The 12,090-nt window shown below is 58.9% G+C and carries 12 protein-coding genes; 6 read left to right on the forward strand and 6 right to left on the reverse strand.

All coding sequences use genetic code 11. The features are described 5' to 3' along the window. Positions 1-5 precede the first annotated feature (5 nt). From AC2FH6_RS12880 to AC2FH6_RS12890, 3 genes are all read left to right on the forward strand, one after another. Entirely contained in the window at positions 6-1,226 is a 1,221-nt protein-coding gene (locus tag AC2FH6_RS12880) for a phenylacetate--CoA ligase family protein (protein WP_496702963.1), read from the forward strand. A gap of 119 nt (positions 1,227-1,345) precedes the next feature. Beyond that, positions 1,346-3,013 carry an ABC transporter permease gene (locus AC2FH6_RS12885; RefSeq protein ID WP_271950692.1) on the forward strand — a complete coding sequence of 556 codons (1,668 nt, stop codon included), beginning with the start codon at positions 1,346-1,348 and terminating at the stop codon, positions 3,011-3,013. A 71-nt stretch (positions 3,014-3,084) separates the two neighbouring features. Continuing rightward, positions 3,085-3,435, forward strand: a complete 351-nt coding sequence (locus tag AC2FH6_RS12890) for a DUF2794 domain-containing protein (RefSeq protein WP_496699043.1) — start codon at positions 3,085-3,087, stop codon at positions 3,433-3,435. Here the strand turns inward: AC2FH6_RS12890 and AC2FH6_RS12895 are convergent. The 3 genes from AC2FH6_RS12895 to AC2FH6_RS12905 form a co-directional block, all read right to left on the reverse strand. Further along, positions 3,432-4,169: a C40 family peptidase gene (locus AC2FH6_RS12895; RefSeq protein WP_496702965.1), complete on the reverse strand. Its 738-nt coding sequence runs from the start codon at positions 4,167-4,169 to the stop codon at positions 3,432-3,434. The genes AC2FH6_RS12890 and AC2FH6_RS12895 overlap by 4 nt on opposite strands. Beyond that, on the reverse strand, positions 4,166-5,548 hold the full coding sequence (locus AC2FH6_RS12900; protein WP_496702967.1) for a leucyl aminopeptidase family protein: 1,383 nt from the start codon (positions 5,546-5,548) through the stop codon (positions 4,166-4,168). The genes AC2FH6_RS12895 and AC2FH6_RS12900 overlap by 4 nt, the downstream gene beginning before the upstream one ends. A gap of 63 nt (positions 5,549-5,611) precedes the next feature. Then, entirely contained in the window at positions 5,612-6,001 is a 390-nt protein-coding gene (locus tag AC2FH6_RS12905; RefSeq protein WP_496690522.1) for a hypothetical protein, read from the reverse strand. 145 nt (positions 6,002-6,146) lie between these two features. Here AC2FH6_RS12905 and AC2FH6_RS12910 point away from each other — a divergent pair, with 145 nt between their 5' ends. From AC2FH6_RS12910 to AC2FH6_RS12920, 3 genes are all read left to right on the forward strand, one after another. Then, complete coding sequence (locus AC2FH6_RS12910; RefSeq protein ID WP_142637545.1) at positions 6,147-6,797, forward strand: carbonic anhydrase; 651 nt, start codon at positions 6,147-6,149, stop codon at positions 6,795-6,797. Between the two features lie 104 nt (positions 6,798-6,901). After that, complete coding sequence (locus tag AC2FH6_RS12915) at positions 6,902-7,432, forward strand: SRPBCC family protein (RefSeq protein WP_496699039.1); 531 nt, start codon at positions 6,902-6,904, stop codon at positions 7,430-7,432. A gap of 163 nt (positions 7,433-7,595) precedes the next feature. Then, complete coding sequence (locus tag AC2FH6_RS12920) at positions 7,596-8,495, forward strand: type IV pili methyl-accepting chemotaxis transducer N-terminal domain-containing protein (RefSeq protein ID WP_496702969.1); 900 nt, start codon at positions 7,596-7,598, stop codon at positions 8,493-8,495. Between the two features lie 164 nt (positions 8,496-8,659). Here AC2FH6_RS12920 and AC2FH6_RS12925 read toward each other — a convergent pair whose 3' ends face one another. From AC2FH6_RS12925 to AC2FH6_RS12935, 3 genes are all read right to left on the reverse strand, one after another. After that, the gene (locus tag AC2FH6_RS12925; RefSeq protein ID WP_496693089.1) at positions 8,660-9,682 is read right to left on the reverse strand and encodes an aspartate-semialdehyde dehydrogenase; all 1,023 of its coding nucleotides are present in this window, start codon (positions 9,680-9,682) and stop codon (positions 8,660-8,662) included. 111 nt (positions 9,683-9,793) lie between these two features. Beyond that, complete coding sequence (locus tag AC2FH6_RS12930; RefSeq protein WP_496702971.1) at positions 9,794-10,828, reverse strand: glycosyltransferase family 4 protein; 1,035 nt, start codon at positions 10,826-10,828, stop codon at positions 9,794-9,796. 23 nt (positions 10,829-10,851) lie between these two features. Next, complete coding sequence (locus tag AC2FH6_RS12935) at positions 10,852-12,024, reverse strand: MFS transporter (RefSeq protein ID WP_496702973.1); 1,173 nt, start codon at positions 12,022-12,024, stop codon at positions 10,852-10,854. Between the last annotated feature and the right edge of the window lie 66 nt (positions 12,025-12,090).

Raw genomic sequence — 12,090 nt, forward strand, 5'->3', positions numbered from 1 at the left:
TGGCGATGACGAAATTCTACGATGCGCTAGAAACCCGCTCGGCCGACCAGCGCGCCTCTGAACAGGCTGAGGCGTTGCAGGTACAGATCACGCGCGCGAACTCGGCTCCGGGGTTTGCAGCGCATATGGCGGATGTTGATACGGCAGCTGTAAAGTCGCTGGACGACCTTGTGAAGCTGCCAGTTCTGCGCAAGTCCGATATGGCTAAGGCGCAGGCGTCGCGCCCGCCCTTTGGCGGGTTTACCGTCAAACCGGCCCGGCATTTCCATCATGTTTTCCAGTCGCCCGGCCCGATCTATGAGCCCGGCAGCACCGATCACGACTGGTGGCGGATGGGGCGGTTCCTGCACGCAGCAGGTGTCGGGCCCGGAGACATCGTTCAGAATTGCTTTGGCTATCACCTGACCCCGGCGGGCATGATCTTTGAAAGTGGCGCGCGGGCGGTGGGGGCTGCTGTGCTGCCTGCCGGCACCGGCCAAACCGAACTGCAGGTAACCGCCGCGCGCGATGTCGGCTGCACTGCTTATGCGGGCACACCGGATTACCTCAAGGTCATTTTGGACAAGGCCGATGAGATGGGCGTGGCACTGGATTTCGTGACTGCCGTTGTTGGCGGCGGTGCTTTGTTCCCGTCTTTGCGTCAGGAGTACGCCAATCGCGGTATCGCCTGTCTGCAATGCTATGCCACCGCCGATCTGGGCAGCATCGCTTATGAAAGCCCCGCGATGGACGGGATGATCATTGATGAGCATGTCATCGTCGAGATCGTCACCCCCGGAACCGGAAACCCGGTCGCGCCGGGTGAAGTGGGTGAGGTTGTCGTGACCTCACTGAACCCCGATTATCCGCTGATCCGGTTTGCCACCGGTGATCTGTCGGCGGTTCAATCTGGTCAGTCACCTTGCGGTCGTACCAACATGCGCATCAAGGGCTGGATGGGACGCGCGGATCAGACAACCAAGATCAAGGGTATGTTCGTGCGCCCTGAACAGGTCGCGGCGCTGGTCGACAAGCATGATGAAATCGTCAAGGCGCGCGTCATTGCCGCCCGCCAGGGTGAGATGGACACGATGACGGTTCAGATCGAAAGCGCCGGCGGAAATGACTTGGCTTATGCAAAATCCGTCGTCGAGGTACTGAAGCTGAAAGGCGCGATCGAAGTCGTGGCGCCGGGATCGCTGCCGAAAGATGGTTTGGTGATCGAGGATCAGCGCGTCTACGAATGAAGGCTGTGCAACTCTGCGGCAGTATGTGTCGCAGATTTGTTTCGCTGCCCACTGGTGTTTCCGAGCGTTTTGGTCGATTAAAGACGGACTCTGCGCCTTAGCCAGTTAAAGCCGGGATCATGGCCGATATCGAAATCTCTGAGCACGGACGGCGCAACCGCGGCGCTGTAGGTACACGCCTCGTCGGCGTGGTGGCCTGCCTTGTGGCGGCAGCCTGTCTGTTGCCGATGCTTGCGGTTGTTCTGGCCGCAACGACGGGCGGCACGGATACGGTTTCGCATCTCCTGGAAACTGTTCTGCCCGGCTATGCGATGACGACGCTGATACTGGTCGTGCTGGTGGCCACGGGCACGTTTTCCATCGGCGTGGGCGCAGCCTGGCTGGTGACGATGACGCGGTTCCCCGGCGTGCGCATTCTGGAAATTGCGTTGGTGCTGCCGCTGGCCTTTCCGGCCTATGTGCTGGCCTATGCCTATACATTCATTCTTGATCACCCGGGCATCGTCCAGACCACCCTGCGTCAGGTAACGGGCTGGGGCCCGCGCGACTATTGGTTCCCCGAGATTCGGTCGACCGAGGGTGCGGCGGTGATGTTGATCTTGGTCTTGTATCCTTACGTCTACCTGCTGGCCCGGGCCGCTTTTCTGCAGCAGAGTGCAACGGCCTTTCTGGCAGCGCGCGCGTTGGGCAAAAGTCCGTGGCTGGCCTTTTGGCACGTTTCGCTGCCGATGGCGCGTCCCGCGATTGCGGGTGGCGTGCTACTTGCCATCATGGAAACCATCGCCGATTTCGGCACCGTGGCCTATTTCGGGGTGCAGACATTTGCCACGGGTATCTATACCAGTTGGTTTTCGATCGGTGATCGGGTGGGTGCGGCGCAGCTGGCGCTCTGCCTTCTGGGCTTTGCGCTGGTCATGGCCGTGGCAGAACGGATGCAGCGCGGGAAGGCCAAATACTATCAGGCAGGCAAAAGCCACGCCTCGCTGCCATCCGCCCGGCTGAAGGGCTGGCAAGCGGGCGCGGCTTTTGCCCTGTGTGCCATACCGGTGCTGTTCGGATTTCTGTTGCCGGTGTTCATTCTGGTTCAGATGGGGATGGAGTCCGAACAGAACCTTCTGTCACGGCGCTATCTCGGGTTCATTCAGAATTCGCTGACGCTGGCCGGTGTGGCGGCGGTTGTCACGGTTTTTGCGGCCATCAGCGTTGGGTTCTTTCAGCGATTGCGGCCGGGGAGGGTGTCCTCTGGTGCCGGGTACATGGCGCGGCTGGGCTATGCGGTTCCAGGCGGTGTGATCGCAGTCGGGCTGATGGTGCCATTTGCCAGTTTCGATAACGCACTGGATGCATGGATGCGGCAGAATTTCGACCTATCGACCGGGTTGCTTGTTACCGGTTCGATCTGGCTGTTGGTAGCCGCTTATATGGTGCGGTTTCTGGCCGCCGCGCTCAGCGCATATGAGGGAGGGCAGAGCACGGTGCATGCCAATATGGATGCAGCCTCGCGGTCTCTGGGGCAGACGCCGCTGGGGACGTTGCGCCGGGTGCATTTGCCGATTCTGACGCCGTCGCTGCTGACCGCGCTGCTGATCGTCTTTGTGGACGTGATGAAAGAACTGCCCGCGACCCTGATCATGCGACCTTTCAACTTTGATACGCTGGCGGTGCAGGCCTATCGGCTGGCATCAGACGAACGGCTTGAGGGCGCTGCTGTGCCCTCGCTGGTCATATTGGCAGTGGGGTTGCTGCCGGTGATCCTGATCTGTCGGCAAGTCGGGCGACAGCGTTAGACTTGACCAAAAAACCACACCTATTTGCGGATGGGCTTGATTCGAACGCGTTTTCCGGCAAGGCTTGATCCATGAACATGCAGCCTCCCAGCCGGTTTTCTGCAAACCCGACCCAGATGCCCGTCGCGTTCGATCGGCACGAGATGTCCCAAATCCTTTCTGTCTATGGCCGGATGGTCGCCGCCGGAGAATGGCGCGATTACGGGATCTCGAACCTGCGTGATATGGCGGTGTTTTCCATCTTCCGCCGCACGGCAGAGCATCCGATTTATCGGGTCGAAAAAGATCCGCGTTTGCGCTCCCGGCAAGGCATGTATTCGGTGGTCGGTATGGATGGTCGCATCCTGAAACGCGGTCATGATCTGCGCACGGTTCTGCGGGTATTGGAACGCAAGCTGATACGGTCGGTCGACTTGGATTAGAGCCTTTTATGGGTGGTCACGGGCCCATCGCCCTGTTCCAGAATGCGCGTGATTGCAACATCCATCGGCTCAAAGGTCACGTCCATGTGGAACGCATTTGCGTGCAGCAGCATATTGTCGCCGTAGACCCAGGCCACATGCCCTTTCCAGAACAGCAGATCACCGCGCTGAGCGGGTGTGCCAGGGGTCAGCGCCTGACCCAGATCACGCTCCTGGTCGCCACTATCACCGGGGCAGGGCAGCCCACAAGCCAGCATTCCGGCCTGAACCAGACCTGAACAATCCAGCCCGAACCGGCTGTTGCCGCCCCAAAGATAGGGCGTTCCCAGAAACAGTTCGGCCACGGCGACCGGATCGGTCAGGGTTATGTTGATCTGTTTGGCGTGTATGGCCGGGATAAAGCCCAACTCCGTCTCAATAAATCCATTCTGTTCGGACATTGTCTGAACCTTGCTGCCAAAGCTTAACGAGGTTCGGTCCCGGGATTTCATGTTTGGTTGCTCATATGCATGTGTTGACGGTGCCGTGATCCAGTGGGTGGCAGGCACATCTGGGGCCAGACAGTCTGACCGGACCCAGCCCGCATAGCCATCCTTATTCGCGGTGATCCGGCTCCAGCCGTCACGCTCTTCATCTGTGCGAACGCTATCCCCATACAACAGCTGGCGATCGCGGGACCCGTCGGGATCACGCATCAGGTCGATGACCGGCTGTATGATGCGGTGCCGGGTCATATGCCCAAAATCTCAGGCAGGGCCTTCAGAAGGGCGCGGGGCCCCTGACCGAATCCGCCCTTGCTGCGTCCGGGTTCTTTGCTGCGTTGCCACGAGAAGATGTCGAAATGCATATAGGGACTGTCACCAACAAATCTGCGCAAGAACAAGGCGGCAGTAATCGAGCCTGCAAAACCACCCGCCGGTGCGTTATCCAGGTCGGCAATGCCGGGTTCAATCAGACCCTCATAGGGGTTATGGAATGGCATGCGCCAGACAGGATCGGCTGCTCTGCCTGCGGCGCGGTTCAAGGCATCAGCCGCGGCATCGTTGTCGGTATAGAATGGTGCAAGATCGGCGCCCACCGCCACACGTGCCGCCCCGGTCAGTGTCGCCATCGAGATCACCAAATCCGGCTCGCCCTCATCCGCCAGCGCCAATGCGTCGGCCAAAACCAAGCGCCCTTCGGCATCGGTATTGTTAATCTCAACCGTCAGCCCCTTGCGCGAGGTCAGGATGTCGCCGGGCCGGAAGGCGTTCCCCGCAACCGAATTCTCAACCGCCGGGATCAGCACCCGCAGTTGCACGGGCAGCTCCAGCGCCATTATCATCCGGGCCAGCCCCAATACATTTGCGGCCCCGCCCATATCTTTCTTCATCAGCCCCATCGAGGCGCCGGGTTTCAGGTTTAGCCCTCCAGTGTCAAAGCAGACGCCCTTGCCGACAAGGGTCAGCTTTGGGCCTGTCACGCCCCAATTCATCTCAATCAGACGGGGCGCTTGTGCGGCGGCGCGGCCAACCGTGTGGATCATGGGGAAGTTCTGCTCTAGCAGGGCGTCGCCCAGAACAACCTCGAAAGAGGCGCCGAATTCCTGTGCCAGGGCTTCGGCTGCGCTATGAAGCTGTTCCGGTCCCATATCCGAGGCCGGAGTATTGACCAAATCGCGGGTCAAGGCCTCGGCCCCGGCCAGAACCTCAAGCCGGGGGGCGTCGATCCCGTCGGGGGCAACCAAACGAGCCTTGGCCGGGGATTGGCTGGCATAGCGGTCAAAGGCATAACCGGTCAGCAACCACCCCAGGCATTCAGTTTCCAGATCAGCTTGGTCTATGCCCGACGCGATGTGATATGCGCCTTCGGGCAGGGCTTCGGCGGCGGCGGCCAGCGGAAACCGCTTGCGGGACCGGCCAGTGGCTGTGCCATACCCCGCCAAAGCAGACTGTACCGCACCGTCAGGCCCTGGAATCAGCAAAACCTGACCCATCGCACCGGTGAATCCGCTGATCTTGGCCCAGGCCGTCACTGTTTCGGGCTGACCCGTCAGCCAGTCGTCCAGATCCGGCTGGGCAATGACGTGAAGGGGGACAGATGCGTCCGACGATGGTGCGAAAGACAGGGTCATGAAAATCTCGACTGTTGTGGCTTATGCCCAACCTAGCCGTCCATGGACCGTCCGCAAGCCCTGTCAGACCGAAAGATCTTGCTGATCCCAGATCACGGTCAGCGATTTCTCACCCACCCTGATCAGCCGCGACAGCGTGGCCCCGGCGGCGACCGAGTCGCCCGCGTCCACATTCTGCGCCACATCATTCGCCACACAGGCCAGCGCCATCATTCCGATCTGTTCGGCAATGGCCACAATGGATCGTGCACATTTGCGCAGCCCGGCCCAGTCACGCTGTCTCCAGAACCGCTCGCAATTCGACAGGCGCACCGCCAATTCCTCGACCGTGCGACACAGCACGTCCAACGCGTTTTTCTCACCCAGTTGTCGATACAGCCCATTCAGACGATCCGAATCCAGCCGCACTGTTTCTTTGTGTTCAAGCGTGACGATCTTTTCCACCACATTCACCCCGCATTCTATACGCCCCCACGGCATAGCCCGAATGTGGTGCGCAATTCCTTTGCAAAACCTTGCCATGGGGCAGGATAATGGCTCGAATTTTCTTCGAATTCAGGTTACAGCAGTCCACCGAGACATGAACAGGGACACAAGAATGGAATTCGCCAAACCTCTGCCAAACTATCTGGTCAATCGGTATCATGGCTGGAAAGCCACGACATATTCGGAAAATCAGGTCTGGTATCGCCGTCTTGCCACCGAAGGGCAGCGTCCGCGGGCCATGGTGATTTCCTGTTGCGACAGCCGGGTTCATGTCACCTCGATTTTTGGGGCGGATCAGGGTGAGTTCTTTATTCACCGCAACATTGCCAATCTGGTGCCGCCTTATGCGCCCGACGGCGATCATCACGGCACCAGTGCTGCCATCGAATACGCGGTGACCGCGCTGAAAGTGGCGCATCTGATCGTGCTGGGCCATTCCCAATGCGGTGGTGTGCAGGGCTGTATCGACATGTGCAAGGGCCAGGCACCACTGCTGGAAGCCAAAGAAAGCTTTGTTGGTCGCTGGATGGATATCCTCAAACCAAAATATGATCTGGTTGCCGATATCGAAGACAGCACCGACCAAGCGCGCCAGTTCGAACGGCAGGCGGTTGTTGCTTCGCTCGAAAACCTGATGACCTTCCCCTTCATCTCCGCGGCGGTAGAGAGCGGCTCGCTCAGCCTGCACGGTTTGTGGACAGATATCGGTGAAGGTGGCCTTCAGTGTTATGATCCCGGCGAAAAGAAATTCGTGGTCGTCTGACCCGGCGGATTTTCGACAATTTCAGGCAGCGCGGATCAGACTACTGATTCCGCGCTGTTTTTTTGATAAGTTTGGGATGTCATTTTAGGGATTCGGAGCATTCCATGCGATTGATCAAACGTGTTCTTGTCACCTTGCTAGTCTTGATTCTGGTTCTGGTAGGGGTGTCCTTTATTTTGCCAGGCAAGGCAGAAGTTTCGCGTAGCATCACGATTGATGCCTCGCCCGAGGTCATCTTTCCTTATGTCAACTCCATGCAGGAGACCGAGAAATGGTCGCCATGGTTATCTCGTGATCCCGAGACGAAGCTGACCTATGGCGGGCCTGATTCCGGGGTCGGGAATGTGCTGAACTGGTCGTCGGATCACCGGCAGGTCGGCACCGGTTCGCAAGAGATTACCGAAAGCGTTGAAAACCAGATGGTCAGAACCGCCTTGGATTTTGGTCCAATGGGAACTGCCATTGCCATGTTTGAACTGCAGCCGGAGGGCAGCGGCACCAAAGTGACCTGGGGGTTTGAATCCGAATTGGGTATGAATCCCATGTCCCGCTGGATGGGGCTGATGATGGATAAATGGGTTGGCGGAGATTACCAGCGCGGGTTGGATAATCTGAAAGCGCTGGTCGAAGGGTAAACGAGGTCAAACCCTTGACCGGAGTGATCAGCCGAGGGCCGGATTGGCCAGTTGAAACTCAAAAAGCCACCATTATTTCATTTTCTGAACACCGTGTTGGGACATTTAACGCGCTTTTTCCTCGATAAACACATGTTAAAGCAGCAGGGTTAGGTAGACCGCCATGAGTATCAATCGTCGTGTTTTCGCCTCCGGAGCGTTGGGAATCGGGCTAACGGCATTCTTACCGGTTGGGGGCTATGCGTTGGCTATGGCCGCGGGTCAGGTCGCGCACCGAATTCTGGCCGCTGAAAAGCTGAGCTTTCTGTCCGAGAAGGTCGCCAAATCCGCAGTTCTGGTCAGCATCGGCGGAGCAGTTGATCGGAACCTGAGTGAATTGCAGCAGGCGCATGATGAATTTGACGATATCCTGCTTGGCTTCAAAGAAGGCAAAGGGTCGTCCGGTATTGACCGGGAAAGATTCTATTCCGTCAACAAAGCGCTTGAGGAAGTCGCCAGCGTTTGGGTGCCATACCGGACCGCGGTCGAAGACATCGTTGCTGACAAGTCGATCAACGAAGCGCAACTGAACATGATCGTGGGCAATGTCGAGGCACTTGAAGAATCCTGCCACGCCGTGGTCCGCAAGCTAGAAGCGGCCTATGGCGAGGTCGATATTGAACCGTCGATGGCGCTGGCATTGGAATTCGTAGGTCGTCAGCGGATGATCACCCAGAAGATCTGCAAAGAAATTGCGCTGGCCGCCACCGGAAAAGAAACCGCAGAACACCACGAAAAGTTCAAGAAGAATGCAGCCAAGTTTGGCAAGATCGTCGATGCGTTGATTGGCGGCGGCAATGACTATCTCAAGATGTCTGAACCGCCCAGCGATGCCTCGCTTGAGGCGCTGAAACAGGTAAAGGCCCAGTGGAACGATCTGCAGCCAACCGTCGAGGCCCTGAACGCCGCAGAGGTGCCAAGCCTGGAGGACGTTGTGCAATTCTGTGCAAAAATGGATGTGCTCGAGAAAGAATCCGAACGTGCGGTTCTGCTGTACGAGGATGCGATCAAGATCGCCTCTTGATTGGGGCTGCGCCGTACCGGCGGGCTACACGAACACCAATCACTTTAATCTGATCCGGGTCCACTACAGAGATGGGCCCGGATTTTCTTTTGCGGCCTAAGAAAAAACAAACCCCGCAAGCGGCGCTGCGGGGTTTGGTCAATCACATAAAGAAAGGGTATCAGTTATCCCTTCTTCAGGACCTCACGGCCCAGCAATTCGGCGATTTGTACCGCGTTCAGCGCTGCGCCCTTGCGCAGGTTGTCACTGACGCACCACAGGTTCAGGCCGTTCTCGATGGTTGAATCCTGACGGATGCGGCTGATGAAGGTGGCGAAATCACCCGCGCATTCGATCGGCGAGACGTAGCCGCCCGGTTCGCGCTTGTCGATCACCATGATACCCGGCGCCTCGCGCAGGATGTCACGGGCCTCATCTTCGTCCAGGAATTCCTCGAACTCGATATTCACGGCCTCGGAATGGCCAACGAAGACCGGAACGCGGACGCAGGTCGCGGTGACCTTGATCGACGGGTCGATGATCTTCTTGGTCTCGACAACCATCTTCCACTCTTCCTTGGTCGAGCCGTCTTCCATGAAGACGTCGATCTGCGGAATGACGTTGAAGGCGATCTGCTTCTGGAACTTGTTCGGCGGAACTTCGGTGGTGGGGTTGTAGATGGCTTTGGTCTGATCCCACAGCTCATCCATCCCTTCTTTGCCCGCGCCGGAAACCGACTGATAGGTCGACACGACGACGCGCTTGATCTTGGCGCGATCATGCAGCGGTTTCAGCGCGACAACCATCTGCGCGGTCGAGCAGTTGGGGTTGGCGATGATGTTCTTGTTCTTATAGTCGTGGATCGCCTCGGGGTTACATTCCGGCACGATCAGCGGAATTGCAGGGTCATAGCGATACAGGGACGAGTTGTCGATCACCACGCAGCCAGCCGCCGCCGCCTTGGGGGCGTAGACCTTGGTCGCCTCGGATCCCACGGCAAACAGTGCCATGTCCCAGCCGGTGAAATCAAACGTGTCCAGGTCTTTGGTCGTGAGTGTCTTGTCGCCAAAGCTTACTTCGGTTCCCAGCGACCGACGGCTTGCCAGCACGGCAAGTTCATCGATGGGGAACTGGCGTTCTGCCAGAATGTTCAGCATTTCGCGGCCCACATTACCTGTGGCGCCGACGACTACGACGCGATAGCCCATTTCATGTCTCCAAAGTTAAGGACGCGCGTTCATAGCCGCGTTGCAGCAAAGAAAAAAGAGGTTTCACGGGATATTTCCCCCAAAGACACCGATTTGACGCGGTGCATCGTCTCAGGCGTCGTTCAGAAGCCGTTCATAGAGCGCCACCAAGGTCTTTGCCTCGCCGTAGATGTCGAAATTCTGTTCCACATGGACGCGGGCTGCGCTGCCGGATAGCGCCAGCGACTCGGGGTTCGACAGCATTTCAGCGGCGGCATCAGCCAGGGCGGGAATGTTCCCCGGTTCGACCACATGGCCCAGCGAGGGGTCGGTCACGATCTCTGCAAAGGCGCCGACATCGGTGGCCACCACAGGCACGCCGCAGGCCATCGCCTCAAGCGGGGTCAGGCCAAAGCCTTCCCAGCGTTGCGGCGCGATGAACAGGTCCAGCACCTGATACCACTCGGCGATTTGATCCACCGTGACCTCGGGTTTGAATAGGATGCGGTCAGACAGGCCCGCCTTGGCGACCTTGTCTTTCAGCTCGGCCAGAAAGCCGGTGTGTTTTTCGGTCGCGCGGCCCATGACGATGCCATGGACGTCTTCGAAACGGCCACAAAGGTCGATCATCGCATCGACGAAAGCATCGGTGCCTTTCTGGTGCCGGATACGGCCATAGCACCCAAGCAGCAGACCACCGGGCAGGCCAAGTTTGCCCCGCAGGGCGGCTTTGTCCGCGGGCGGGGTGAAATTCTGCAGGTTGATGCCATGCATGATGACCTGCGCGTCCCGCTCAAGATATCCGGCGGTTTTGCGCGAGGTGGCAACCACCGCGTCCATCTGGTCGATCAGCCATTTGGTATAGCCCGTATGCGCCCGCTGCGAGGCGCTTGTGAACAGTAGTTTCAGGCGCAGACGAAAGACATTGCGCAGGATCAGGCCCAACAGCATCTCGGTATTGCGGCGCGCATGCCAGACGCGCGTGGTCTTGCGCGACAGAAAGGGCAGGCGGCCCAGCGGGATATAGGGCAGGTCGGCTGGAAGGCCCGGTCCGGTGGCGGCGATGTCGATCCATTGCACCTGCAAAGGCACCAGCCGCGCAATCGTCGCGGTCACGCCGGACAGCCTGCGTTTGAGGTTGGGTGCGATGACAACAGGGTCGGACATGGGCTCTCCCGATGGTTCCAGCGTCAGTCAACGCTGTCGCGGCTGAATAGGTAAATCGCGCATCCAATGGCAAGCGTGACTGCAAAAAAGCCGAATATCGCTGTGTAGGGCGCGGTTGGACTGATGTCCACTGTCGCGGCATGGACGCGGCCGGTGACAAATTGCGCCAGACCCACTCCGCCGATGCCGAACAGATTCAACAGGGTCATGCCACGCCCGACCAGATGCGGCGGCACGAAGGCGCGGCCATGGGCCATGATGACCGGAAAGCTGGCGCCCATGAAACCGATCACCGCCATCAGACTTACTGACACCCAGACTGCCATGTCGATCCACAGGCACAACAGCCCCAGCGCCGCCGCGCCCAAGGCATTGCCGCCAAAGATCACCCATTTCCGTGTGCCCAAAAGCCGGTCGAGCGGCCCATAGGCAAAGGTGCCGGCAATCATAGCCGCCCCCATGACCAGCGTCGCGGTTCCGATCTGCGTGGTGCTGAGGGCGAAAACGTCGTTCAGATATGGACCTGCCCACAAGCCTCGTGTCGCAGCCGCGGGGGCGTAGGCCACCAGCATCAGCGGCAGGATGGCCCACAGGGCAGGTTCTTTCAGCAGGTCCAGCACTGACCCGCGATGCTCGGTCACAACCGGTTTGGGGTCGTGAACGCTGATCCAGATGCCCGCTGCGATAATGGCCGAAACGACGGCCAGTGTAGCCATTGTGGCGCGCCAGCCCATCAGTTCGACCGCAAGTGCTGTGGGGTAGGAGGCCACCAGATTGCCGACCGACCCAACGCCCAGCATGATGGCTGCTAGCGTGGCAAAGCGGGCGGGCGGGTATTCGCGGGCAAAGATGTAATAGGATGCCATCAGAACGGGCGAGCACCCGACTCCGATCAGCCCCATCGCGACTGCGATATGAAACGGGGTGCTGGCCACTGCAAACAACGCAGCGCCGCCCGCGCCACCTGCCAGCAACAAAACCGCAGCCGTCAAACGCGGCCCGATCCGGTCCAGCGCCCAACCCACTGGCAGTTGCATGGCGGCAAAGACGAGAAACCAAAGCCCCGAGGCAAAGGCCAGATCTTCGGGCCTTGCCCCGATGTCACGCCCCAGATCGACGCTGAGAACGGCAAGAAAGGCGCGAAAAAATTGGCTGAGCACATAGCCCAGACACAGAACCACCAGTCCGGTTTTCATGAGACGCCTCTTTCGCCCAACCCGCCAGCAAATGCTTGGCATGTCCCCGTGATATGTACAAGCGCG

This window comes from Ruegeria sp. CDSC045, from assembly GCF_059610725.1.

Coding starts and splice junctions, on each gene's coding strand:
- AC2FH6_RS12880 (WP_496702963.1), top strand. CDS start 6: ATGACGAAATTCTACGATGCGCTAGAAACCCGCTCGGCCGACCAGCGC.
- AC2FH6_RS12885 (WP_271950692.1), top strand. CDS start 1,346: ATGGCCGATATCGAAATCTCTGAGCACGGACGGCGCAACCGCGGCGCT.
- AC2FH6_RS12890 (WP_496699043.1), top strand. CDS start 3,085: ATGAACATGCAGCCTCCCAGCCGGTTTTCTGCAAACCCGACCCAGATG.
- AC2FH6_RS12895 (WP_496702965.1), bottom strand. CDS start 4,169: ATGACCCGGCACCGCATCATACAGCCGGTCATCGACCTGATGCGTGAT.
- AC2FH6_RS12900 (WP_496702967.1), bottom strand. CDS start 5,548: ATGACCCTGTCTTTCGCACCATCGTCGGACGCATCTGTCCCCCTTCAC.
- AC2FH6_RS12910 (WP_142637545.1), top strand. CDS start 6,147: ATGGAATTCGCCAAACCTCTGCCAAACTATCTGGTCAATCGGTATCAT.
- AC2FH6_RS12915 (WP_496699039.1), top strand. CDS start 6,902: ATGCGATTGATCAAACGTGTTCTTGTCACCTTGCTAGTCTTGATTCTG.
- AC2FH6_RS12920 (WP_496702969.1), top strand. CDS start 7,596: ATGAGTATCAATCGTCGTGTTTTCGCCTCCGGAGCGTTGGGAATCGGG.
- AC2FH6_RS12925 (WP_496693089.1), bottom strand. CDS start 9,682: ATGGGCTATCGCGTCGTAGTCGTCGGCGCCACAGGTAATGTGGGCCGC.
- AC2FH6_RS12930 (WP_496702971.1), bottom strand. CDS start 10,828: ATGTCCGACCCTGTTGTCATCGCACCCAACCTCAAACGCAGGCTGTCC.
- AC2FH6_RS12935 (WP_496702973.1), bottom strand. CDS start 12,024: ATGAAAACCGGACTGGTGGTTCTGTGTCTGGGCTATGTGCTCAGCCAA.